The 22835-nt window shown below is 67.7% G+C and carries 26 protein-coding genes and 1 other RNA gene; 11 read left to right on the top strand and 16 right to left on the bottom strand.

Annotated elements, in window-relative coordinates:
* Nucleotides 1–34: 34 nt before the first annotated feature.
* Together ACTCB7_RS09600 and ACTCB7_RS09595 are read right to left on the bottom strand one after the other, a co-directional pair.
* The gene (locus ACTCB7_RS09600; RefSeq protein WP_463006491.1) at nucleotides 35–844 is read right to left on the bottom strand and encodes an endonuclease/exonuclease/phosphatase family protein; all 810 of its coding nucleotides are present in this window, start codon (nucleotides 842–844) and stop codon (nucleotides 35–37) included.
* A gap of 69 nt (nucleotides 845–913) precedes the next feature.
* Nucleotides 914–1546, bottom strand: a complete 633-nt coding sequence (locus ACTCB7_RS09595) for a thiol:disulfide interchange protein DsbA/DsbL (protein WP_463006490.1) — start codon at nucleotides 1544–1546, stop codon at nucleotides 914–916.
* A gap of 443 nt (nucleotides 1547–1989) precedes the next feature.
* Here ACTCB7_RS09595 and yihA point away from each other — a divergent pair, with 443 nt between their 5' ends.
* Entirely contained in the window at nucleotides 1990–2574 is a 585-nt protein-coding gene (gene yihA, locus ACTCB7_RS09590; RefSeq protein ID WP_463006520.1) for a ribosome biogenesis GTP-binding protein YihA/YsxC, read from the top strand.
* 51 nt (nucleotides 2575–2625) lie between these two features.
* Here the strand turns inward: yihA and ACTCB7_RS09585 are convergent, their stop codons facing one another.
* Genes ACTCB7_RS09585 through argH form a run of 7 tightly spaced genes read right to left on the bottom strand, consistent with a single transcriptional unit; the run spans nucleotide 2626 to nucleotide 8771 of the window.
* Entirely contained in the window at nucleotides 2626–3330 is a 705-nt protein-coding gene (locus ACTCB7_RS09585; protein ID WP_224416300.1) for an HAD family hydrolase, read from the bottom strand.
* A gap of 20 nt (nucleotides 3331–3350) precedes the next feature.
* Nucleotides 3351–4280, bottom strand: a complete 930-nt coding sequence (locus ACTCB7_RS09580; protein WP_463006489.1) for a tyrosine recombinase XerC — start codon at nucleotides 4278–4280, stop codon at nucleotides 3351–3353.
* On the bottom strand, nucleotides 4264–4983 hold the full coding sequence (locus ACTCB7_RS09575) for a DUF484 family protein (RefSeq protein ID WP_463006488.1): 720 nt from the start codon (nucleotides 4981–4983) through the stop codon (nucleotides 4264–4266). The genes ACTCB7_RS09580 and ACTCB7_RS09575 overlap by 17 nt, the downstream gene beginning before the upstream one ends.
* Nucleotides 4984–5042: 59 nt before the next feature.
* A complete protein-coding gene (gene dapF / locus ACTCB7_RS09570) occupies nucleotides 5043–5879 on the bottom strand; it encodes a diaminopimelate epimerase (RefSeq protein ID WP_463006487.1) in 837 nt (278 codons plus the stop codon).
* The gene (lysA, locus tag ACTCB7_RS09565) at nucleotides 5879–7147 is read right to left on the bottom strand and encodes a diaminopimelate decarboxylase (RefSeq protein WP_463006486.1); all 1269 of its coding nucleotides are present in this window, start codon (nucleotides 7145–7147) and stop codon (nucleotides 5879–5881) included. The genes dapF and lysA overlap by 1 nt, the downstream gene beginning before the upstream one ends.
* Nucleotides 7148–7152: 5 nt before the next feature.
* Nucleotides 7153–7368 carry an LPS translocon maturation chaperone LptM gene (gene lptM / locus ACTCB7_RS09560; protein ID WP_463006485.1) on the bottom strand — a complete coding sequence of 72 codons (216 nt, stop codon included), beginning with the start codon at nucleotides 7366–7368 and terminating at the stop codon, nucleotides 7153–7155.
* Nucleotides 7365–8771, bottom strand: coding sequence for an argininosuccinate lyase (gene argH / locus ACTCB7_RS09555; RefSeq protein WP_463006484.1), 1407 nt, complete (start codon nucleotides 8769–8771; stop codon nucleotides 7365–7367). Before argH ends, lptM begins: the two co-directional genes overlap by 4 nt.
* A gap of 268 nt (nucleotides 8772–9039) precedes the next feature.
* Between argH and hemC the strand changes: the two genes are divergently transcribed.
* The 5 genes from hemC (at nucleotide 9040) to ACTCB7_RS09530 (ending at nucleotide 15026) form a co-directional block, all read left to right on the top strand.
* Entirely contained in the window at nucleotides 9040–10005 is a 966-nt protein-coding gene (hemC, locus tag ACTCB7_RS09550; RefSeq protein ID WP_463006483.1) for a hydroxymethylbilane synthase, read from the top strand.
* Complete coding sequence (locus tag ACTCB7_RS09545) at nucleotides 10005–10793, top strand: uroporphyrinogen-III synthase (RefSeq protein WP_463006482.1); 789 nt, start codon at nucleotides 10005–10007, stop codon at nucleotides 10791–10793. The genes hemC and ACTCB7_RS09545 overlap by 1 nt, the downstream gene beginning before the upstream one ends.
* Before the next feature lie 6 nt (nucleotides 10794–10799).
* A complete protein-coding gene (locus ACTCB7_RS09540; protein ID WP_224420242.1) occupies nucleotides 10800–12215 on the top strand; it encodes a uroporphyrinogen-III C-methyltransferase in 1416 nt (471 codons plus the stop codon).
* The gene (locus ACTCB7_RS09535; protein WP_463006481.1) at nucleotides 12212–13435 is read left to right on the top strand and encodes a heme biosynthesis HemY N-terminal domain-containing protein; all 1224 of its coding nucleotides are present in this window, start codon (nucleotides 12212–12214) and stop codon (nucleotides 13433–13435) included. The genes ACTCB7_RS09540 and ACTCB7_RS09535 overlap by 4 nt, the downstream gene beginning before the upstream one ends.
* A 223-nt stretch (nucleotides 13436–13658) precedes the next feature.
* Entirely contained in the window at nucleotides 13659–15026 is a 1368-nt protein-coding gene (locus ACTCB7_RS09530; RefSeq protein WP_463006480.1) for an NCS2 family permease, read from the top strand.
* 89 nt (nucleotides 15027–15115) lie between these two features.
* On the opposite strand, the gene ybiO is transcribed toward ACTCB7_RS09530, so the two are convergent.
* Complete coding sequence (gene ybiO / locus ACTCB7_RS09525; RefSeq protein WP_463006519.1) at nucleotides 15116–17473, bottom strand: mechanosensitive channel protein; 2358 nt, start codon at nucleotides 17471–17473, stop codon at nucleotides 15116–15118.
* 299 nt (nucleotides 17474–17772) lie between these two features.
* Here ybiO and ACTCB7_RS09520 point away from each other — a divergent pair, with 299 nt between their 5' ends.
* On the top strand, nucleotides 17773–17970 hold the full coding sequence (locus tag ACTCB7_RS09520) for a hypothetical protein (protein WP_463006479.1): 198 nt from the start codon (nucleotides 17773–17775) through the stop codon (nucleotides 17968–17970).
* Between the two features lie 39 nt (nucleotides 17971–18009).
* On the opposite strand, the gene ACTCB7_RS09515 is transcribed toward ACTCB7_RS09520, so the two are convergent.
* Nucleotides 18010–18222: a hypothetical protein gene (locus tag ACTCB7_RS09515; RefSeq protein WP_463006478.1), complete on the bottom strand. Its 213-nt coding sequence runs from the start codon at nucleotides 18220–18222 to the stop codon at nucleotides 18010–18012.
* 251 nt (nucleotides 18223–18473) lie between these two features.
* Here ACTCB7_RS09515 and ACTCB7_RS09510 point away from each other — a divergent pair, with 251 nt between their 5' ends.
* Nucleotides 18474–18668 (top strand): hypothetical protein, encoded by a 195-nt coding sequence (locus ACTCB7_RS09510; RefSeq protein WP_463006477.1) that lies wholly within the window; start codon nucleotides 18474–18476, stop codon nucleotides 18666–18668.
* Between the two features lie 120 nt (nucleotides 18669–18788).
* Here the strand turns inward: ACTCB7_RS09510 and fur are convergent, their stop codons facing one another.
* The gene (fur, locus tag ACTCB7_RS09505; protein ID WP_463006476.1) at nucleotides 18789–19220 is read right to left on the bottom strand and encodes a ferric iron uptake transcriptional regulator; all 432 of its coding nucleotides are present in this window, start codon (nucleotides 19218–19220) and stop codon (nucleotides 18789–18791) included.
* A gap of 72 nt (nucleotides 19221–19292) precedes the next feature.
* Here fur and ACTCB7_RS09500 point away from each other — a divergent pair, with 72 nt between their 5' ends.
* Nucleotides 19293–19772 (top strand): outer membrane protein assembly factor BamE, encoded by a 480-nt coding sequence (locus tag ACTCB7_RS09500; protein ID WP_463006475.1) that lies wholly within the window; start codon nucleotides 19293–19295, stop codon nucleotides 19770–19772.
* 1 nt (nucleotide 19773) lies between these two features.
* Here ACTCB7_RS09500 and ACTCB7_RS09495 read toward each other — a convergent pair whose 3' ends face one another.
* Nucleotides 19774–20073, bottom strand: coding sequence for an RnfH family protein (locus ACTCB7_RS09495; protein ID WP_463006474.1), 300 nt, complete (start codon nucleotides 20071–20073; stop codon nucleotides 19774–19776).
* Complete coding sequence (locus ACTCB7_RS09490) at nucleotides 20066–20503, bottom strand: type II toxin-antitoxin system RatA family toxin (protein ID WP_463006473.1); 438 nt, start codon at nucleotides 20501–20503, stop codon at nucleotides 20066–20068. Before ACTCB7_RS09490 ends, ACTCB7_RS09495 begins: the two co-directional genes overlap by 8 nt.
* Before the next feature lie 129 nt (nucleotides 20504–20632).
* Between ACTCB7_RS09490 and smpB the strand changes: the two genes are divergently transcribed.
* Together smpB and ssrA are read left to right on the top strand one after the other, a co-directional pair.
* On the top strand, nucleotides 20633–21112 hold the full coding sequence (gene smpB / locus ACTCB7_RS09485) for an SsrA-binding protein SmpB (RefSeq protein ID WP_224416315.1): 480 nt from the start codon (nucleotides 20633–20635) through the stop codon (nucleotides 21110–21112).
* 58 nt (nucleotides 21113–21170) lie between these two features.
* Nucleotides 21171–21549, top strand: a transfer-messenger RNA (tmRNA) gene (ssrA, locus tag ACTCB7_RS09480).
* A gap of 288 nt (nucleotides 21550–21837) precedes the next feature.
* Here the strand turns inward: ssrA and ACTCB7_RS09475 are convergent.
* Together ACTCB7_RS09475 and ACTCB7_RS09470 are read right to left on the bottom strand one after the other, a co-directional pair.
* Complete coding sequence (locus tag ACTCB7_RS09475; protein ID WP_463006472.1) at nucleotides 21838–22011, bottom strand: hypothetical protein; 174 nt, start codon at nucleotides 22009–22011, stop codon at nucleotides 21838–21840.
* Nucleotides 22011–22463 carry a helix-turn-helix domain-containing protein gene (locus tag ACTCB7_RS09470; RefSeq protein ID WP_224416317.1) on the bottom strand — a complete coding sequence of 151 codons (453 nt, stop codon included), beginning with the start codon at nucleotides 22461–22463 and terminating at the stop codon, nucleotides 22011–22013. The genes ACTCB7_RS09475 and ACTCB7_RS09470 overlap by 1 nt, the downstream gene beginning before the upstream one ends.
* Nucleotides 22464–22835 lie beyond the last annotated feature (372 nt).

The following is a 22835-nucleotide window of genomic DNA, read 5'->3' as shown; positions in this document are numbered from 1 at the left end:
CAGAGTGACCGGGGGCAGGGGCGGCGGCAATGGGTCATTGGTCTGACGGGATGCCCACCGCCTGCTGACAACGCGGCGGCAGGTGGATGTCGACGGCCAGGGGGAGGTGATCGGAGAACAGCTGGTCGAGGACCTGCAGGTTGTCCGCCTCCAGCGACGACGACAGCAGGATATGGTCCAGTGCCCGGCGTGGCTGCCAGGAAGGATAACTCAATAACGTGCGCACCGGGCGCAGCGGCAGCGCACTGCAGAAGCGCGAGTGGCTGTGGAGCTGCTCCGGGGTGCAGTTGAGGTCGCCCATCACCACCACATGCTTGAGCGGCGCGACCAGCTCGCTCAGGTAGTCGAGCTGGCGCACCCGGCCGCGATGGCTGAGCGCCAGGTGGGCGATGAAGATATGCAGGGCGTCCGGACCGTCGCCGTAGCGGGCGTGCAGCGCACCGCGCCCGGGCAGGGTGCCCGGCAGGCGGTGTTCCTCGATGTGGGTGGGCGCGAGGCGCGACAGCAGGCCGTTGCTGTGCTGGGCGAAGCGGCCCAGGTTGCGGTTGAGCTGCTGGTAGTGATGGGCGAAACCGGCGTGCTGCGCCAGATAGTCCACCTGATTGACGTTGCCCGAGCGGAAACTGCCGCCGTCGGCCTCCTGCAGGCCGACGATGTCATAGCCCTTGAGCACGTCGCTGATCAGCGCCAGGCGCTGCTGACGGTCGGGGTGCGGCAGCAGGTGCTGCCAGCTGCGCGTCAGGTAATGGTGATAGGCCGACGTCGAGATGCCCACCTGCAGGTTGAAGGTCAGCAGGCGCAGCGTCGCGGTGGAGCCGGGGTGGAAGGCATGCACCTGTGTCATGGCTTGGCGGTCATTTCCAGACTCCCGATCTGGTGGGCGCCGGGAACGCCCACCTCGTTTGCCGGTGGCTTACTGGCTGCGTTGCTCACGTACCTTGTCGATCAGCGCGTCGGCGACCTTGGGCATGTTTTCCAGGCTGCCGGCGGACTTCGGCGTGATCACGTAGTGGCCGTCGACGATCAGCGCCGGCACGCCCATGATCTGGTAGCCGCGCATCCGCGCGTGGGCCTGGTTGAGTTCGCTCTTCACGCCGAAGGAGTCGAGCGCCTTGAGTGCCTCGTCCTTGGTGACGCCGTAGTGGCTGAAGAACTCGGCCACCTTTTCCGGGTCGGTCAGGTGCCGACCGTCCTTGTGGATGGCGTCGAAGAAGTCGTCGTGAACCTTGTCGAGGATGCCCAGTGACTTGGCGGCATAGAAGGCACGCGCATGGGCCGTCCAGGTATCGCCCATGGTGGCCGGAACGCGCACGAAGGTGACATCGTCGGGCAGTTCGGCAACCCAGGCGTTGAGCGGCTTCTCGAAGGCGTAGCAGTGCGGGCAGCCGTACCAGAAGACCTCGGTCACCTCGATCTGGCCGTCGGGCACCGAGGTTTCCACCGGGGTGTCGAGTACCTTGTAATCCTCGCCGGCCACCGGCGGTGCAGCCATGACCAGCGCGGAGAAGCCCAGGCCGGCGACGGCCGCGATCCACTGTTTCAACATGCGCCCACTCTCCTTTCGATGATGGCAATGCGTCTAAAGGTATCAGATTCGTCGGCGTGTTGGAGTCGTCGCGGGCGCGGAGGTTCCGGTGATGCCGTCGGGTGGGGCAATCGTAGATAGCTGCAACATGACTCGGGCTGATCCGTCGGCAGGTTTCCGAGGGGCGCTATAGACCCCTCCCTGGGCGCTACTTGGGCTATCTGACCGCCATGGATGGCGGGAATGCCGGATATGGAAAGGAACATTTTTCCGGCCATGGCCAAAAACCCCCTCTCCAACCTGCCCCTGGCGCCCTCGTCAGAGCCAACGGCGATGGCCTTGGCTAGCCGGGTGCGAGGCTCACAGCCGCCGGACGGGAGTGCTACAATCGCCGGTCAAGCCGATTTCCGCCCAGCCCGACGAGGCAAGCCGTGACCCGTCTCAACTACCAGACCGCCCATTTCATGACCAGCGCCCCCACGCTCGGCCAGTGCCCGGCCGACGAGGGTCGCGAGGTGGCCTTCGCCGGCCGTTCCAACGCCGGCAAGTCGAGCGCCATCAACACCCTCGCCCGGCAGAAGGCGCTGGCCCGGACCTCCCGGACACCGGGGCGCACCCAGCTGATCAACTTCTTCAGTCTCGGCGGCGACGAGGCTTGCCGACTGGTTGACCTGCCGGGGTACGGCTACGCCAAGGTGCCGGAAGCGGTCAAGCGCGAGTGGCAGCGTCACCTGGCCGATTACCTGCAGCGGCGCGGTTCGTTGCAGGGGGTGGTGCTGCTGATGGACGTGCGCCATCCGCTTAGCGAGTTCGACGAGATGATGCTGGGCTGGGCCGACGAGCAGGACATGCCGGTGCACATCCTGCTGACCAAGGCCGACAAGCTCAAGCCCGGCGCGGCGAAGAACGCACTGGCCAAGGTGCGCTCGCAGCTGCGCGAGTGGGAGGACCTGGTCAGCATCCAGCTGTTCTCGTCGCTCAAGCGCCAGGGACTGGATACCCTGGAGGCCCGGCTCGACGCCTGGCTGCTCGACGCCGTCGAAACCTGAGAGCGGGATACGCCGGCGCCCGGGCAGACGGGCGCCGGAAAAGCCGCGTCGTCAGCCTTCCAGTCTTTCCAGCAACGCCGGCAGCTCGCGGATATGCCCCAGGCGATACACGCCCTCGGGCAGCGCCGCCGGACGCTCGTCATCCTTGTCGATCCAGGCCACCCGCATGCCCAGCCGCCGCGCCGGCAGCACGTCCTCACGCCAGGAATCGCCGACATGCAGGCCCTGCGAGGGCGGCACCGGGCCGAGTCGCGCCAGCGCCGCGAGGAAGGGGCGGGCATCGGGCTTGGGCGCCAGGCTCTCGCCGGCGTTGATGATCACCGGAAAATGGCGACCGATCGCCAGGCGCGTCAGGTCCACATTGCCGTTGGTGATCGCGCCGAGCCGGTAGCGTTGCCCCAGCGCGTCGAGCATCGCCGGCACCTCCTCGAACACCTCGATCTCGTGGCGCAGGGCCAGCATCCGCTCGATGGCGGCCTCGGCCCAGTGCGCCGCGTCGGCCGCCTCCAGGCCGAACTCGACAAGCATCTCGCGCAGCGTCTCGCGACGCACCCAGGTGAAGTCGCCACGGCGCACGGGGTGGCGCTCGGCGAAGGCCAGCCGGCGGCGCTGGTACTCCTCCAGCGGGAAATGCCCGGCATGGCCGACGCGCTCGTGCAGCCAGTCGTAGTGGCCGGTTTCGGTGCGCGCCATGACCGGCGCGTTGTCCCAGAAGGTATCGTCCAGGTCGAAGGTCAGGGCGGTGATGGGGCGCATCGGCGGGGCTCCTTGCGGGATCAGTCCGGCTGTTGGTCGTCGGCATCCGGCGTGCGCCGGCGCGCTCGGGGGTGGGCGGCATCGTAGACGCCGGCCAGGTGCTGCCAGTCCAGCCGGGTATAGATCTGGGTGGTCGACAGGTTGGCGTGACCGAGCAGTTCCTGAACGGCCCGCAGGTCCTGGCTGGACTCGAGCAGATGGCTGGCGAACGAGTGGCGCAAGCGGTGCGGGTGCAGGTGTTCCGGCAGACCGCGTTCGACGGCGAGCCGCGACAGGCGCTGCTGGATGGCGCGGTGCCCCAGGCGGGCGCCGCGGCGGCCGACGAACAGCGCCGGTTCGCCGGCCGCCGCCAGGGCCGGGCGGGCTGCCAGCCACGCGTCCAGGGCCTGGGCGGCGCGCTGCCCCACTGGCACCTGACGGGGCTTGGCGCCCTTGCCGAGCACGCGCACGCGATGCGCGGCAAGGTGGTCGAGATCGAGGCCGGCCAGCTCGGCCAGACGCAGGCCGCTGGAGTAGAACAGCTCGCACATCGCCTGGTCGCGGCACGCCAGCGGCGAGCCGTCGTGCGGGGTGTCGAGGAAACGCGACAGCTGATCGACGTCCAGCGGCCGGGGCAGGGACGCGGGGGCGCGGGGCGTGCGCGTCAGGCGGACCGGGTCGTGGGTCAGGACACCCTGATCGTGCAGGCTGCGGGTAAAGCGCGACAGTGCCGCCCGGCGCCGGGCCAGGCTGCGTGGCGCCAGGCCGCGGGCGCGCTCGCGGCCCAGGAAGCGGCGGATCTGGTCACGATCCAGCTCGGCCCAGTCGGCGAGCCCGGCCTCGCGGACGAAGGCGGTCAGCGCCGCCAGGTCGCGCCGGTAGGCGTCCACCGTGGCCGGGCTGGCCTCCCGCGCCAGGGCCTGCAGGAAGTCCTCGACGGCGGCGTCCAGGTCGTCAGTCGGGGCGGGCATGGGCCACCATCAGTCGCGTGACGACCTCGCCGAGGTACTCGGTGAACAGGGTGTCCAGACTGGCGCGGAAGTGCTCGGCGTCATGGCTGGCGAGGATCAGGTAACCCTGCGGCTCGCCCAGCGTCAGCCGGGTGACGGCACAGGAGCCGGCCTGCGAGGGCGGGTCGATATGCGGCAGCAGGCGCTTCCAGTCGGTACGCGAGAGGCGCCGGCAGCGACTGGCCCGGCCGTCGAGCAGCGCCGCCAGGCGGGCACCGCTGGCCTCGTCGAGCACGAAGCGCGGCGGCTGCGGCGGTGCGGGGTCGCAGTCGGTGAGCGAGGGGGCGCACCACAGCGCCACGGCCTGGGTGCGAAAGCGTTCGGCCAGCTGGGTGGCCAGGGTCTCGCCCAGGGCGTCGCTGTCCTCGGCCTCGAGCAGCGCCAGGATCAGCTCACGGGTCCGCCGGTACTGCGACTCGTTGTGGCGGGCCGAATCGAGCAGCTGCTCGAGACGGCGCTCGGCACCTTCGGCCCGCTCGCGCAGGTCGAGCACCAGCCGCTGGAGCAGCGAGACGGCCCCGTTACGGGCGTCGGGGTGCGGCACCTTGAGCTGCTGCAGCAGACCCTCGCGGCCGACGAAGAAGTCGGGGTGACGGGCCAGCCACTGCGCCACCATATCGGGGTCGAGGGTCTGCCGGGGTTCGGGCGCTTTCGCGGGAGGCATGGGTGGCGTCCTCGTCAGTTTCGCGGAAAGTCGGGGCGTTGCGATCCTGCCGCGCAGGATCAGCGCAGGTTCACGCGGCCGTCGAACACGCGCTCGGCGGGCCCGGTCATGAGCAGTGGCGCCGTTTCATCGCCGGCCCACTCGATGGTCAGCGACCCGCCCGGCAGGTGTACCGTCACGGGGCTCTCCAGCAGGCCCTGGCGGATGCCGCTGGCCACGGCGGCACAGGCGCCGGTGCCACAGGCCAGGGTCTCGCCGGCGCCGCGCTCATGCACGCGCAGGCGGATCTCGTGGCGCGAGGCCACCTGCATGAAGCCGACGTTGACCTGGCGCGGGAAGTGCGGGTGATGCTCGATCCGGGGCCCCAGGCGGGCCACCGGTGCGCTGTCGACGTCATCGACCCGCAGCACGGCGTGGGGATTGCCCATGGAGACCGCGCCGATCTCGAGACGCTCGCCGTCCACCTCGAGGGCATGCAGCACCCGGTCGGCGTCGGCCGTGAAGGGCAGCGCCTCGGGGGCGAAGCGCGGGGCGCCCATGTCGACCTGCACGCGCTCGTCCTCGGTGACCAGCAGCGTCAGCGGACCGCCGAGGGTCTCGACGCGGATCTCGCGCTTGTGGGTCAGCTGCTGGTCGCGCACGAAGCGGGCGAAGCAGCGCGCGCCGTTGCCGCAGTTCTCCACCTCGCTGCCGTCGGCGTTGTAGATCCGGTAGCGGAAGTCCATCTCCGGGTCGCGCGGCGGCTCGACCAGCAGCAACTGGTCGAAGCCGATGCCGAAGTGGCGATCGGCGAGCCGGCGGATCTGCTCGGCGTCGAAGCGTGCCCGCTGGGTGACCAGGTCGACCACCATGAAGTCGTTGCCCAGGCCGTGCATCTTGGTGAAGTACACCCGCATCAGCGATTCTCCGGCAGTCGTGCCTCGCCCGCCCACAGCTCCTCGAGGGTCTCGCGGCGCCGCACCAGATGGCTGCGGTCGCCGTCGACCATGACCTCGGGCGGGCGCGGGCGGCTGTTGTAGTTGGAGGCCATGACGAAGCCGTAGGCCCCGGCCGAGCGTACCGCCAGCAGGTCGCCCGGCGCCACGGCGAGCTCGCGATCCTTGCCCAGGAAGTCGCCGGTCTCGCAGACCGGGCCGACCACGTCGTAGGTGGCGCGCTCGCGGGGGGCGCGGGTGTCCACCGGCAGGATCGCCTGCCAGGCCTGGTACAGCGCCGGGCGGATCAGGTCGTTCATGCCGGCGTCGACGATCGCGAAATGCTTGGTCTCGCCGGGCTTGAGATACTCGATGCGGGTCAGCAGCACGCCGGCGTTGGCGGCGATGGAGCGCCCCGGCTCGAACAGCAGGGTCAGGTCCCGGCCTTCCTTCCAGGTGGCCAGGCGCTCGAGCAGGGCGCGGGCATAGTCGAACGGGGCCGGGGGCTGTTCGCCCTGGTAGGGAACGCCCAGGCCGCCGCCCAGGTCGAGGTGCTCGATGGTGATGCCCTGGGCCTCGAGCCGCTCGAGCAGCACCAGCAGCCGGTCGAGGGCGTCCAGGAACGGGGCGATCTCGGTGAGCTGCGAGCCGATGTGGCAGTCCAGCCCCACCACCCGCAGGTTGGGCAGCTCGGCGGCGCGGGCGTAGACTGCCGGCGCGTCGTCGACGGGAATGCCGAACTTGTTGGCCTTGAGCCCGGTGGAGATGTACGGATGGGTGCGGGCGTCGACATCGGGATTGACGCGCAGCGACACCGGCGCGATCGTCCCGCACTCGCCGGCGACCTCGTCGAGGCGCTCCAGCTCGGGCAGCGACTCGACGTTGAAGCACTTGATGCCCACTTCCAGCGCGCGGGCCATCTCGTGGCGTTCCTTGGCGACGCCGGAGAACACCACCCGGGACGGGTCGCCGCCGGCGGCCAGCACCCGTTCTAGCTCGCCCACCGAGACGATGTCGAAACCGGCGCCGAGCCGCGCCAGCACGTCGAGCACGGCCAGGTTGGAGTTGGCCTTCACCGCGTAGCAGATCAGGTGCGGGTGCCCGGCCAGCGCCTCGCTGTAGGCGCGGAAGTGACGCTCCAGCGTGGCCCGGGAGTAGACGTAGCAGGGTGTGCCGAAGCGCTGGGCGATTGTCGCCAGCGGCACGTCCTCGCCATGAAGCTGGCCGTCACGGTAGTCGAAATGATCCATGCTGCTTATGTCCCGCTGTGTTCGCTCGATGCACCGGAGTCCGGAGCGGCGTCCGGTGCCTGGGTCTCGTCGTCCGGGGTGTAGGCGTCCGCCGGATCGTACTGCCGGGCGGCCTGCTCGTCGCCGGGATGATACAGCGGCCCCTTCTGGCCGCAGCCCGCCAGCACCCCGGCGGCCAGCAGCAGCGCCGGCAGTGCCGCGGTCAGGCGCCGGGCCGTCACGCCCGCTCCTCCATGAGCGCGCTCAGGGCGTCGCGGGCGCGCTGGGCGGCGGCGCGGACCTGGTCCGGCGCGGTGCCGCCGATGTGGTTGCGCGCGGCCACCGAGCCTTCCAGCGTCAGTACCTCGAAGACGTCCTCGCCGATCGCGTCCGAGAACTGGCGCAGCTCCTCGAGGGTCATCTCGGAGAGATCCTTGCCCTGCTCGATACCGTAGGCCACCGACTGGCCGACGATCTCGTGGGCGTCGCGGAAGGCCACCCCGGCGCGCACCAAGTAGTCCGCCAGGTCGGTGGCGGTGGAGAAACCGCGGCGGGCCGCCTCGTACATGCTGTCGGCCTTGGCCTCGATCGCCGGAATCATGTCGGCGAAGGCGCGCAGGCAACCCTTGACGGTGTCGAGGGTGTCGAACAGCGGTTCCTTGTCCTCCTGATTGTCCTTGTTGTAGGCCAGCGGCTGGGACTTCATCAGCGTCAGCAGGCTCATCAGGTGACCGTAGACCCGGCCGCTCTTGCCGCGCACCAGTTCGGGCACGTCGGGGTTCTTCTTCTGCGGCATGATCGAGCTGCCGGTGCAGAAGCGATCCGGCAGGTCGATGAAGTCGAACTGGGCGCTGGTCCACAGCACCAGCTCCTCGCTCATCCGCGACAGGTGCATCAGCAGCAGGCTGGCCAGCGCGGCGAACTCGATGGCGAAGTCGCGATCCGAGACCGCATCCAGCGAATTCTCGGCCGGACGCTCGAAGCCCAGCAGTTCGGCGGTGACGTGGCGATCGATGGGGTAGGTGGTGCCGGCCAGTGCCGCGGCACCCAGCGGCATGACGTTGACCCGCTTGCGGCAGTCGCGCAGGCGCTCGTGGTCGCGGGCCACCATCTCCTGCCAGGCGAGCAGGTGGTGGCCGAAGGTCACCGGCTGGGCGGTCTGCAGGTGGGTGAAGCCGGGCATGATGGTGTCCGCCTCGCGGGTGGCCAGCTCGATCAGCCCGTCACGCAGGCGCGCCAGCTCGGCATCGATGGCGTCGATCTCGTCGCGCAGGTAGAGGCGGATGTCGGTGGCGATCTGGTCGTTGCGCGAGCGCCCGGTGTGCAGCTTCTTGCCGGTGATGCCGATCTTCTCGGTCAGGCGTGCCTCGATGTTCATGTGCACGTCCTCGAGCGCCACCGACCAGGGGAAGGCGCCCTCCTCGATCTCGCGCTCGATCTCGCCGAGGCCCTGGATGATCGCGTCGCGTTCGTCGAGGGTCAGCACGCCGACCCGCGCGAGCATGGTCGCGTGGGCGATCGAGCCGCGAATGTCGTGATGGAAGAGGCGGCGATCGAAGTTCACCGAGGCGGTGAACTGCTCGACGAAGGCGTCGGTGGGTTCGCTGAAGCGCCCCCCCCAGGATTGATTGGTCTGCTGACTCATCGGGGATGCGATCCTGCTTGATTGCGTGAAAGTCTGGCACCGAGTGTACCAGAGTCAGCGCGCCTGGCGAGCGCGCCCCGCGGGCTGGCGAAGCCGGGGGAGCGGGCGCGGGGCTGACCTGGCGGCAAGCCGCGATCACCCCGGCGCGCGACCGCTCGCCCCGGCGCATTTTTCCTTGTCCCGCGACTGCTTTATGATGACAGTTTGGGCCGAGGTGACGGCATGGCGCCGAGCGTGCCGCCGTGACCGCCGCATTGCCCACCGAATCATGCCGACTTTCAGGGAGATCACCGTGCCCGCGATCCAGACCCTTCGCATCGCCACACGCCAGAGCCGGTTGGCCCTGTGGCAGGCCGAACATGTGCGCGAGCGGCTCCAGGCGCTGCACCCGGGGCTCGACGTCGAGCTGGTAGCGATGACCACCCGGGGCGACAAGATCCTCGACGCGCCGCTGGCCAAGGTCGGCGGCAAGGGGCTGTTCGTCAAGGAACTGGAAGACGCCATGCTCGACGGCCGCGCCGATATCGCCGTGCATTCGATGAAGGACGTTCCGATGCACTTCCCCGAGGGGCTGGGGCTGTCGGTGATCCTCGAGGGGGCCGAGCCCACCGACGCCTTCGTCTCCAACGACTACACCGACCTCGACGCCCTGCCCGAGGGGGCGCGTGTGGGCACTTCCAGCCTGCGCCGCGGCCTGCAGATCCGCGAGGCACGCCCCGACCTCGAGATTCTCAACCTGCGCGGCAACGTGCAGACGCGCCTGGGCAAGCTGGATGCCGGCGAGTTCGACGCCATCATCCTCGCCACCTCCGGGCTGCGCCGGCTGGGGCTCGGCGAGCGGATCACCCGCGAGCTGCCGCCCGAGATCAGCCTGCCGGCCTGCGGCCAGGGCGCGCTGGGCATCGAATGCCGCACCAATGACCCGGACTTGCTGGCGCTGCTGACGCCGCTCGACCATGCCGAGACGGCCACCCGGGTGCGCGCCGAGCGGGCCATGAACACGCGCCTCGAGGGCGGCTGCCAGGTGCCCATCGCCGGCCACGCGGTGCTCGAGGACGACGGACGTACGTTGTGGCTGCGTGCGCTGGTGGGGACCCCGGACGGCACTCGCGTGCTGCGTACCGAGGGCCGTGGCGCGGCCACCGAGCCTGAAACGCTCGGCATCCGCATCGCCGAGGAGCTGCTCGACCAGGGCGCCGGCGAGATTCTGGCCCAGGTCTACGGCGAACCCTGATGGCGGCACGCCCGCGTGTGCTGATCACCCGGCCGGGGGAGCGCGCGGTGCCGCTGGCCCGGGCGCTCGAGGCGCGCGGCGCCGAACCGGTCAGGCTCGAGGCGATGCGCCTGGAGGCCCTGCCCGAGACGCCGGTGGCCCGCCAGGCCTGGCTCGATTTCGACAACATGGACCGGGTGATCGTGGTCAGTCCGTTCGCGGCCCGCTGCCTGGCCGAGGGGCTCGACCGCTACTGGCCACAGCTGCCGCTGGGGCCGCGCTTCTATGCGCTCGGCGCCGGCAGTGCCGAGGTGTTGCATCGCGAGCTCGGCGTGCGCGTCCACCTGCCGCCGGCCGCGGCGGGCACTACCAGTGAGGCACTGCTGGCGCTGCCCTCGCTGGCTTCTCTCGAGGGCCAGCGGGTGCTGCTGGCGGCCGGGGAGGGCGGTCGGCCCACCCTGGGCGACACCTTGTCGCAGCGCGGGGCGCGGGTCACCCGGCTGGCGCTGTATCGCCGCGAGTTACGGCCGCCCGAGCCGGCGATGCAGGCACGACTGCGCGAGGGGGATTTCGCGGCGCTGGTTGTGACCAGCGGCGAACTGCTCGAACATCTGGCAGGATGGTGTCACAAGGCAGCGTTGAACCAACCGCTAATCGTTTCCAGTCGACGTTTGGCTACACTGGCCGACAACCTGGGTTTCCTGCGCCCCGTGATGGCGAAAGGCGCCTCGCCGGCCGCGCTGGCAGCCGCCGTGGCCGACGTCTGCAACCTCAATGGCGCCGATCATGATGATCTTGAAAAGGGCTAGCGACAGATGAGCAAGCAAGAACACGATCAGGACGAACCGCGTTCGCCGTCCGGCGGGGGCAAGGACACGGCGGCCGGCGGTGACCAGCCGTCCGGCGACACGTCCGCCGCGCCGGGCAATGGCAAGGCCGAGCGGGCCTCGTCCGACCGTGGTCGCGACAAGGCCGCCGCGTCGTCGTCGACGAAGCCGGCCTCGACGAACACGTCTGCCGCGGGCAAGACGAACAACGCCAAGAGCGCCTCGAACGGAAAAGCCGCCGCGGACAAGGCATCGGGCGGCAAGTCCAGCGGCTCATCGCAGGGCGCGAAACAGACCCCGGCGAAGGGCGAGAGCGGCAAGACCGCCGGCAACGGCAAGGCTACGCCGCCGCCTACCGGCAATGGCGGTACTGCGCGGTCTTCGGGCGGCGGAAGCGGCGGCAAGGCCGGCGGCATCGCCCTGGCGCTGGTGGTGGTGCTGGCGGCCGGTGTGGGCGTCGGCGGCTGGTGGGGCTGGCAGCAGCTTCAGCAACAGCAGCAGCGTCTGAGTGCGCTCGACCAGGTGTCGCAGAACCGCCAGGGGCTCGATGATCTGCGCAGCCAGCTCGAGCAGCGCGACAGCCAGCGCGGCCAGGCCGTGCAGGCGATCCGCGACGACTTCCAGCAGTACCGTCAGGAAATGAACGCCACCCTCGACAAGGTGCTGGCCCAGCTGGCCAGCAAGCAGCAGACCGACGCCAGCGAGTGGCGCTTCGCCGAGGTGGAATACCTGCTGGGCCTGGCCAATCAGCGCCTGCAGCTCGAGCGTGACGTGAAGGGCGCCGTCTCGCTGCTGCAGACCGCCGACAAGCGCCTCGCCCAGCTCGACAATCCGGCGCTGACCCCGGTGCGTCGCGCCATCCAGTCGGAGCTCGGTGAACTGAACTCGGTGCCGCAGATCGACCGCACCGGTGTCTACCTGACGCTGATGGCGCTGCAGGAGCAGCTGGCCAAGCTGCCGCTGGAACAGGATATCCAGCAGCAGGCGGCTCAGGCCGGCGACACCTCGCCGGTGAAGGGCGGCTGGCAGCAGCAACTGGTGCACTTCGGCAAGGAGCTCAAGGACCTGGTGGTGGTGCGCAAGCACGATCAGGCACTCGAGGCGCTGATCACGCCGGAGCAGGAGTCCTACCTGCGCCAGAACGTGCGTCTCCAGCTCGAGCAGGCCCAGCTGGCCCTGCTGCAGAGCGATCCCAAGCTGTACCGCGCCAGCCTGGACAAGGCGCGCTCGCTGATTCAGGGCTACTACGACACCGGCAACCAGGGCGTGAGCAGCGCGCTGGATCAGCTCGGCTCGCTCGGCGACAAGACCATTCGCCCGGAACTGCCGGACATCAGCGCCTCGCTGCAGAAGCTGCGCGATTTCATGGAGCGTCGTCATGACGCCGGGAGCGGCGCGGCATGAGGAAACTGATTCTCGTCGTCGTCTTCGGCCTGGCGATCGGTGCGCTGTTCGGCCAGCTGATGCAGTCGGTGCCCGGCTACTGGCTGGTGCGCGTGGGTGATACCTCCTTCCAGACCTCGTTCTGGTTCGGCCTGGTGCTGCTGTTCGCCGTGTTCGTGGTGCTGCATTTCGTGCTGCGCCTGCTGATGCGCCTGCGGCGTCCGGTCAGCCGGCTCAAGGTGTGGAACACCCGCACCCGTCAGCGCAACGCCATGCGCCGCACCGTGCGCGGTCTGGTGGCGCTCGCCGAGGGCCGCTGGAAGCGGGCCGAGAAGTCCCTGACCAAGGCGGCGGACGACTCCAGCACGCCGCTGGTCAACTACCTCTCGGCGGCCCTGGCGGCTCACTACCAGGGGCGCCACGACCAGGCCGACGCGCTGCTCAAGCGGGCTCATTTCAGCACCGAGGGCTCGGATGCCGCCGTGGGGCTGGTCCAGGCGCAGCTGATGCTCGACCGCCAGCAGTTCGAGGAGGCGCTGGCCACCCTGACGCGCCTGGAAAAGCAGCTGCCCGATCATCCGCAGGTGCTCAAGCTGCTCAAGCAGGCCTACCTGAGCGTCAACGACTGGGACGGCATTCGTCGCCTGATGCCGCGCCTGGCGCGTCAGCAGCTGGTCGGCGACGACGAGCGCCGCCACATGGAGCAGCGCGCCTATCGCGAGCTGATCCTGCAGGCGGCCCGCCGGCCCGGCGATGTCGAGCGGGTGCGCAACCTGTGGGCGGAGATGCCCGACTACCTGCGCGGCGACGTGGAGCTGGTCGGCCTGTATACCGAAGCCCTGGTCCGCGGCAAGGAGGAGGGCATCGCCGAGCGCCTGCTGCGCCAGACCCTCAAGGAGCACTGGGACAGCCGTCTGGTGCTGCGTTACGGCCTGCTCAACGTCGATGCCGGCCGCCAGCTAGCCTATGCCGAGAAGTGGCTGCAGGAACGGCCCAATGACCCCGACCTGCTGCTGACCTTGGGGCGCCTGTCGCTGCGCAACGCCTACTGGGGCAAGGCGCAGGAGTACTTCGAGGCCAGCCAGCGCCAGCGCCCCAGCGGCGTGGTGTGCGCCGAGCTGGCGCGGCTGTTCGCCAACCTTGGCGACCACAACAAGAGCCAGCTCTACTACCGTCAGAGCGTCGAGCTGCTCGACAAGTCGCTGCCGGCGCTGCCGCAGCCCAGCGACCAGAACCCCTGACGCGACCGCGAATTGCTCTCCTGGGCGCCCCTCGTGGGCGCCCTTTTTTGTTCAGCCCCCTCCTTGCCCGGGCGCCCTCGTCATTCCCGGGGTGGGCCGCCACCAGATCGTCGCGATGTTTGTATACGAAAGTCTGTGCCCTTTGTTTGTCCAAATGGTCAAATATCGCATACGCTGTAAGGCGCTCTTGCATCCGATCGACAACAACAATGGAACCCGACCCATGCAACAAGGCACTTCGGCGTCTCTCGAGGCGTCTCGTTCCCTCGACTCGCGGCGCACGTCCTTCCTGGTGCGCTACTTCAACATCGAGCGTCGTGGATCGACGCTCAGGACCGAACTGCTGGCCGGCCTGGCCACCTTTCTGGCGGGGATGTACATCATCGTCGTCAACCCGGCGATCCTCAGCGATGCCGGTATCCCGTTCTCGGCGGCATTGTCCGCCACCGTGATGATCAGCTTCATGAGCAGCCTGGCGATGGGGCTCTATGCGCGCAATCCGATTCTCGTCGCGCCGGGGATGGGCATGAACGCGCTGTTCACCTATACCCTGGTCCAGGGGGCGGGGCTGCCCTGGCAGACGGCGCTGGGCTGCGTGTTCTGGTCCGGGGTGATGTTCGCGGTGCTGGCGATGTTCAACGTCCGCAAGGCGATCATCGAGGCGATCCCCGATTCGCTGCGCTTCGCCATTACCTGCGGCATCGGGCTGTTCATCACCTTCATCGGCTTCAAGAACGCCGGCTTCGTGGTCGCCAACCCGGCGACGCTGGTCTCGCTGGGCGATCTCGACCCGGCGCTGATCACCTTCTTCCTGGGCATGATGGCCACGGCGATCTTCACCATCCTGCGCCTCAACGGCGCGCTGATCCTGGGGATTGCCTTCACCACCCTGCTGGCGCTGCCGATGGGGCGGCTGTGGGGCGGTGACGTCGTGGTGCAGTGGAACGGCCTGGCGTCGTGGCCGGACTTCAGCGCCGTGCTGCAGGTCGATGTGTGGGGGGCGCTGAAGGTGGGCTACCTGCCGTTCATCTTCGTCATGCTGTTCACCAACTTCTTCGATTCGCTGTCGTGCTTCCTGGCGCTGGCGGAGTCCGCCGATCTCAAGGATGAGGACGGCAATCCACGCAACCTCAAGCGCTCGATGACCGTGGACGCCTTCGCCTCGATGATCGCCGCGCCGCTGGGCACCAGCGCCGCCCAGACCTTCATCGAGTCCGGCGCCGGCGTTGCCCAGGGCGGGCGTACCGGGCTGGTGGCGGTGGTCATCGGCCTGCTGTTCCTGCCGTTTCTGTTCCTTTCGCCGCTGTTGTCGCTGGTGCCGGCGGTCGCCACCGCGCCGGCGCTGGTAATGGTCGGGCTGTTCATGATGGCGCCGGTACGCCAGATCGAATGGGAGAAGTTCGACCAGGCCTTCCCCGCCTTCCTGGCGATCATCCTGATGCCACTGACCTATTCGATCACTCTGGGGATCGCCTTCGGCTTCCTGAGCTTCGTGATCATCAAGCTGTGTACCGGGCGGCTGACGGCGATCAAGCCGGCGATGTGGGTCACCGCGATTCTCAGCGCGGTGATGCTGGTGACCACTCAGTAACCTGGCGCGCCACACCGGGTGGACAATGAAAAGGGGCGGCCCGAAGGCAGCCCCTTTTTTGGGTCGATGTGATGGCCGGGTCGGCGTGATCAACGCTCCTGCGGCGAGTCCACGTCGTCCTCGTCCGGCTTCTTGTGCGAGGGATCGCTGACCCGGTAGACCGGGGCGTTGTCGTCGGTCGCGGGCTCGCTGCGGGTGGTGTCGGCGGCCTGGCGGCGATTCTCGACCAGACGGATGTTGGCCGCCGGGGCGCTGCCGTCCTTGTCCTCGCCGAAATACAGCGTGGTGTGCGGGAAGGGGATCTCGATGCCGGCAGCGTCGAAGCGCAGCTTGACCAGGCGGTTGTAGGCCCGGCCGATGCCCCACTGGTCGCCCGGCGTGGTCTTGATCACCACCCGGATGTTCACCGAGCTGTCGGCCAGGGCGGTCACGCCGGCCACGGTCAGCGGCGCCAGCAGCTTGTTGCCGTGCTCGCTGGCCTTGAGATCCTCGAAGGCCAGTTCCAGCTGGGCGATGGCGTCGTCGATGCTCTCGCGGTAGGCGATGCCGTACTCGCCGACGTGGTTGCCGAACTCGCGCATGTAGTTGGAGACGGTGTCGACGCTGGAGAAGGGCACGATATGGTAGGTGCCGGCCAGGTCGCGGATGCCCACCGAGCGGATGCTCAGGCGCTCGGCGGTGCCGGTGACGCCGCCCACGGTGACCACGTCGCCGGTGTTCATGGCGTTCTCCACCTGGATGAATACCCCGGTGATGATGTCCTGAACCAGCTTCTGGGCGCCGAAACCGATGGCCAGGCCGATCACCCCGGCACCGGCGATCAGCGGGCCGATGTTGATGCCGATCTCGGCGAGCACGATCATCGCCGTCATGGTAACCAGGGCAATCGCCAGGGCGTTGCGGAACAGGCTGAGCAGGGTCTTGGCGCGGGCCGAGGGCTCGCCGCTGCCGGTTTCCGGATTGAGGCGATGTTCGATCAGGCTGGCCAGGGCGATCCACACGGCCGCGGCGACGGCGAGGATGACGATGACGTCGATGACCTTGCTGACGATGCCGCGGCCCGCCTCGGTGGCGTACCAGGCGGCCAGGTCGAAGGCGCCCCAGGCATTGAGCACCAGCATGGCCACCACGACCAGGATGATGGTGCGGATCACCTTGAGGAAGGTGGGAATGTAGGCGTTGAGACGCACCTCGAGCAGCGGCAGCCGGCGGCGCAGTTCATCCGAGAGGGTAATGCGCCGGCCGATGATCTGGGTCAGGCTGCCCGAGATCAGCAGGCCCACGCCGACGATGACCAGCGACTGCAGGGTGGCGATGGCGACGTCGGGCAGGGCGGACTCGGGGCGCACGATGCTCACCAGCAGCACCATCAGGCAGTAGGCGATGGCCAGCCAGTGCCAGACCCGGCCGAGCAGCCGCAGGCCGACCCGGCTGGGGCTCATGGTGGCCTGTTCGGCCTTGGCGTCGAGCGCCTCGCGCATCGCCTGGCGATTGCGCAGCACCATGGTGGTGGCATAGATGAAGGCCAGGATCATGACCAGCAGGCCGATCCCCTTGCCCAGCGCCGGCGACAGGTTGAAGTTGACGATCGGCACCAGCACCAGCATGCCGTAGCCGACGAAGCCGGTCAGCGTGGCCAGCCAGCGGTTCCAGTGCGCGGCGGTGGCGGCGTTGGTGGGAATCAGCCGCAGGCCGTCGTAGTGCGACGACAGCAGCATGCGCAGGGCGGCCTTGACCAGCTCGATGACCAGGAAGGCGTTGAGGAACAGCGAGGCCTGGGTGGAGAGGCTGCCGCTCTCGCCGATGGCGAAGGTGGCGATCAGGTTGCCGCCGACATAGCCCAGGGCGATCACCACCACGTCGACCAGCGCGGCGATGGCCACGGCCACCACCAGGCGCAGCAGGGCGCTGCGGCCTTCGCCCTGTTGGGACCAGTGGCTGATGCGCACGAACAGCGGATGCATCAGCCGGCGCAGCAGGAAGAACACCGCGAAGGTGGCGACGATCACCAGGGTCAGGTTGATCGCCGCGCTGCTCAGCGCCGCCAGGTCGATACCCGGACCGGCATGATCCTGTGGCGAGACAATGCCCATCAGTGCCCGGCCCAGATTATGGAGCTGGGTGCCGGCGTCGCTGGCTATGTCGCTGGTCATCTCGGCGATATGCCGGGCCAGACTGACGTTCTCGGGCGCCGCGGCGGGCGAGGTTGTCGCTGCTCCCGACGCCTGCCCGGCGGCCCCGGTGGTGTCGGCGAGGCGGCGCAGTTCCTCGATCAGCTGCTGGCGCGAGGCATCATTCTCGAGCAGGTCGGCCAGGGTGCTGTAGGCCGGACCGGCGTCGGCATCGGGGGATGCCGACGCCGCTGGTTGAGCCAGCGCCGGTAGCGTGAACAGCACCAGGGCCAGCCACAGGCCGTACCCCAGCCAGGAACGCAGGGATGGTTTCAGCACGTCGAACCTCCATGTGAAGTGGCGCGTCTCGCCATTCTTGTCTTGTGGAATTAGCAGGCCCTGATGATAACATCGCCGCCCCCTCGGCCCGAGCCACGATCGCGGGTTTCACGGCCCTGTCACGGGGCGTCGGGATACTGGCGGCGATAGCGAAGGGGCCCGTTTGGCTGTATATTGTACAATTCTTGTACGTAGGGCCGCCGAGTTCAACCCGTCGCGTGGCGGGTTGGCGGGAATGGACGGCCGACTGCGCCGTACCCAGGGACGCGACACATCAACAACGGAAAGGGATGACCATGCTGACGGTAACGCTGGAACTGCAATGCAATGTGTGCGGCGGGGAGCGCTTCCTGCTGCCGATGCCCGCGGACAGCGAACAGGAGATTCGCTGTGCCGACTGTCGGGCCTTCAAGTGCCACGGCGATGATCTCGAGAAGGTCATGGCGGCGGGCAAGGCGCCCTGGCGCGAAACGGCGGGACGTGCCGCCTCCTGATCGCCCCCAGAGGGCCGGGGAATGCCCGGCCACTCGCCGTCAGCCGCCGGCGGGATCGGCTTCCTGCTTGCGATGGCCGCTTCCCCGGCCTTCCACATCGGACTGGTTCATGGACTCCACTTCGGCCTGGGCGGCCTCGCGGCTGTCGTAGAGGCCGATGACGGTGCCGGTATCGCTGTCGTAGACCTCGTAACGCGGCTCGCTGTCGCCGGCGCCCGGCACCTCACGCCAGGTGATCGTTTTCTTGAGCATGATGGCGAACTCCTTCCATGACGGTTCGGGAACAGTGTGGCATATCCGCGCCGGGCCATTGAACGCCGGGCGAGCGTCGATCATGCCGACGCAGCCACCCTTCTCAGTCCTGCGACAGGTAATAAGTCGATTCGGTTCATGTCGCCGGCGTCACGGTTTTCATCTCGACGCCCGCACGGGGCCTGACACACTGAAGATATCAAGCCGGCCGAGACCGGCATGAACAAGGGATGGTGTCAGGGGGAGGTGTCATGATCGAATCACGCCGGGCGTTGTTTCTGTGCCGCCACTGTCAGGCGCTGGTCTATGTGGAGCGGCGCGGCTCGCGGGGCGTGCAGCCCTGCCCGCGCTGCCGGGCGGTGGATCTCGAGAGTGTCGTGGTGCCGCACGCGGCCTGTGACACGCAGGCGCTGGGGCATTTGCTGGGGACGGATCTGTCGCGGTGACACCGGCTTGGCCGTCATCGGTGGGGTCGAGCGGGATAGACAGTGGGGGTGCCCCGGCGAGGATCAAGGCAAGCGCGCGTGAGCGGCCCGCCACCTGCCGGGGGATGGCCGGCCTGCTGCCTACTGGTGGGGGGCCTCGGCGTCCTTGGGGCGCACGTACAGCACCAAGGCATGGTCGACCAGCTCGTAGCCGTGTTCCTCGGCGATTTCCTGCTGGCGGCGCTCGATGGCCTCGTCGAAGAACTCGACGATCTTGCCGCTTTCCAGGCACACCATGTGGTCGTGGTGTTCCTCCTGGGAGACCTCGAACAGGGCGTGGCCGCCGTCGAAGTGATGGCGCACCACCAGGCCGGCGGCCTCGAACTGGGTCAGAACGCGGTATACCGTGGCCAGACCCACATCCTCACCGGCATCGAGCAGCGCCTTGTAGACGTCCTCGGCGCTGAGGTGGGTTTCCATGTCCTTCGATCGCTCGAGAATCTGCAGGATCTTCACGCGCGGCAGGGTGACCTTCAGGCCTGCACGGCGCAGCTCATGGTTCTGATCGGCCATGGTAACTCTTCGCAGTATCGTGGTGGGTCGGGTATGATCGGCCAGAGCAACGATAGTGAAGAACGGGGCCAAATGCAAAACCTGATCAAAATAGTCATCTTTTCGCTCGCCCTGGGGCTGCTGGCCGGCTGCAGCTACTTCGGCGTCTACAAGCGCGACCTGCCACAGGGCAATCTCATCACTCAGGAAATGCTGGCCCAGCTCAAGCCGGGCATGACCCGCAAGCAGGTCCAGTACGTGATGGGCAGCCCGCTGCTCGAGACGCCGTTCAGCGCCAGCCAGTGGGACTACGTCTTCCTGCTCGACAAGGCCTACGGCGGCAAGGTCTACAAGCGCCTGACCCTGACCTTCGCCGACGATCGGCTGGTCGACATGCGCACCAGCGGCGACATCGACAAGGAGGTGGAGCTCAAGGCCGAGTCGAGTGCGGGGCCGGCCATCGAGGAAGACGCCCTGCCCGGCAATCTGCTCGACACCACGCCCAACCGCGTGCCGCAGGGCGGCGAGCCGGCGACCGGGGCGGTCGAGGGGGCCACGCCCGCCGCCGAATGAATCAGCGCTTGCGGGCGGCGCGCAGCCGGCGCGCCTGCTTGGGATCGATGCGCAGAGGGCGATAGAGCTCGACGCGGTCGCCGTTCGTCAGCGTGTACTGCTCGGGGGCGTCGAGGCGCCGCCCGAAGATGCCCAGTTCGGCCTCGGAAAACGTCTCGGTCGGCAGGTCGGCGAAGTGGCTCTCGAGATGCGCCCGTCGCACCGCCTCGCGCGCCGAGGTGCCCGGCGGCAGCGTCAGCGGCACGATCACCTGGCGCTGAGGCAGGGCGAAGGCCACCTCGACCCGCACGGCATCAGCCACGTCCGTAGACCTCGTCGGCCCGGCGCGTGAACGCTTCCACCAGTTGCCCGGCCATCTGGCTGAACAGCTTGCCGAAGGCCATGCCGAGCAGGCGGTTGGAAAACTCGAAGTTCATCTCCAGCGCCACCTTGCAGGCCTGTTCGCCCATGGGCATGAACAGCCACTGGCCCTGCAGGCGCCGGAACGGGCCGCTGACCAGCGACAGCTCGATGCGCTCGGGCGCATAGAGGTCGTTGCGGGTGGTGAAGCTCTGCTCGACGCCGGCCTTGGCCAGGGTCAGCTCGCCGACCAGGTGCTCCTGGTCGCTCTCTATCAGCCGCGCGCGGCGGCAGCCGGGCAGAAACTCCGGGTAACGCTCGAAATCGTTGACCAGATCGAACATGGCCTGGGCGGAATGCCGCACCAGTGCGGACCGATTGACCGTGGGCATGCACCTCTCCGCTGACTTGACTCGGGCTTGCGCGTATCATGGGAATCATCACGCCAAGCCCTTGAATGGTAACACGCCTTGCCCCATGTTGGAGGGCTGTCGACAGGACTCAGCGAACACAGAGGACCCATGGCCAAAAAGAAAGCCAACAAGCCGGGCGGCAACACCATCGCCCTGAACAAGAAGGCACGCTTCGAGTATCACATCGAAGAGACCTTCGAGGCCGGCCTGGCCTTGGCTGGCTGGGAGGTCAAGAGTCTGCGTGCCGGCAAGGCCCAGCTGACCGACACCTACATCCTGATCAAGGATGGCGAGGCCTGGCTGCTGGGCAGTCACTTCACGCCGCTCAACACCGCCAGTACCCACGTGCTGGCCGACCCGACGCGGACCCGCAAGCTGCTGCTGCACCGCAAGGAGATCGCCAGGATCTTCTCGCGCACCCAGGACAAGGGCCACACCTGCGTGCCGCTCAAGCTGTACTGGAAGAAGAACCTCGTCAAGTGCGAGCTGGCGCTGGTGCAGGGCAAGAAGCTCCACGACAAGCGCGCCACCGAGAAGCAGCGCGACTGGAACCGCCAGAAGGCGCGGATCATGCGCGAAAACAATTGATCGCGCCCCTTGAACTGGCGTGACCGGGTCCCCATCTGCTAGAGTACGAAAGTTCAACGGGGGCGACATGGCTTCGACGCCGGTTGCAATCCCTGCGGTGCATGCCGAGAGCGTGATGTATCTCGTAAATCCAACATCACGATTAAATAGTCGCAAACGACGAAAACTACGCTCAGGGCGCGCTGGCAGCTTAAAACCTGCTGGTGTTAGCCTGGCCCCGAAGCGATGTGCCCATTCATCGTGGACGGGAGATGAGCGCAAAGTAATGGGATCGCGATTGGCGGCGCCTTCACGTCAATCGTCAAACTTAAGAAGGCTCGCGTTGCTGGATCCTGCCCGTCGGAGCTAGTAACGCTAAAACAAAAGACGGAACTAAGCATGTAGAGCCAATGGGCGAGTGCCGGCGGACGCGGGTTCAATTCCCGCCGCCTCCACCAAACAAGGGTTTCAGAAGGTGCCACAAAACTTCAGAAACCGCATGAGAAGGGGCCTCCGGGCCCCTTTCTTGTGTCTGGACGTTTCATGGCACTTCTTGACATGTCCCCATGCAAGGGGGCGTATCTGGGGGCGCAACATCGAAGTCGATACCCTGATGCCCCCAGCCCCGCCAGTAACCGCGCCAGCCGGGGCCGTGGCTCCAATTGGACCACTTCAAACTTCAACCTGGGGTGGTCAGAATGTGATCGCTGACGCGATGATTGCGCCACTCTGAGTACTTCGGTGGCTCAGGAGACGAACTCCAGTTCGGGGCGCTTCTTGAGCAGGTTGCGCGTCCACGCATCGTGGATCTGCTCGGTCCAGCGTGCGGCGAACAGCCCCGTGGTGGCCAGGCGCATCAGCAGGTCCCGCAAGGGCGCGGGATAGAGCACGCAGGCGTCGTAGACGACCACGAAGCGCATCAGTAGCCCATGCCCAGATCCTGAGCCTGGTCGGCCAGTTCCTGCAGGGCGGCCTCGGAGGCCTCCTCCTGCTGGCGCTTGTAGGCCAGCAGATCCTGCAGGCGAATCCGGCGATGCGTGCCCACCCGGGTAAAGGGTATCACGCCCTCCTCGAGCAGCTTGACCAGATGCGGCCGCGAGACATTGAGCATGTTGGCGGCTTCCTGGGTGGTCACCTCGGCATGGGTCGGGAGGATAGTCACGGCATTGCCCTGGGCCATCTCGGTCAGCAGGTCACGCAGCAGCACCAGCGCCTGACGGGGCAGCACCAGGTCTGCTCCATCCAGCTTGATATGCGCCCGGTCACTCTCGGGACGCTCGCGGAGCAGCTGGCTGAGCTCGGTGGCGCTGGCCCTGGCCAGACGGGTGAGCTCGAGGTTGTCGGGCACTGTATCTTGGGTGGCGGTGTTCATGGCATGACCTCCACGCAGCCCGCTACTGCTGGCTGCCGTTTCGTGTTCTAGCGTTACTTGCCAGGCTATTCGAAATAAACAAAATTCGCAATATCCGAAACGAGCGATTGGTCGCCTGGCTGGCATGCTCAGGGAAGTGAATTCACACAGGGAGCCACGGCCTGGGCAAGTCTCCCTGTCCGGTCTTCGGTAAATTGGGAATCTTCTCCCTTCAAGGGGGGCGGTCATCAGCTCCACCAGGTAAACACGAGGGCGGTTGTTCGGACAGCCACACCTGAAGTGGACCCCGAAATTCGGACCAGGCGCTAAGCTCTGATCATTCCGACAGGAGAACCTGATCATGAGCAGGAAACGCAGGCAATACAGCGCCGA

The organism is Modicisalibacter sp., from assembly GCF_055145905.1.
The sequence above is the reverse complement of the archived record's forward strand: the minus strand, read 5'-3'. Positions and strand labels throughout refer to the sequence as shown.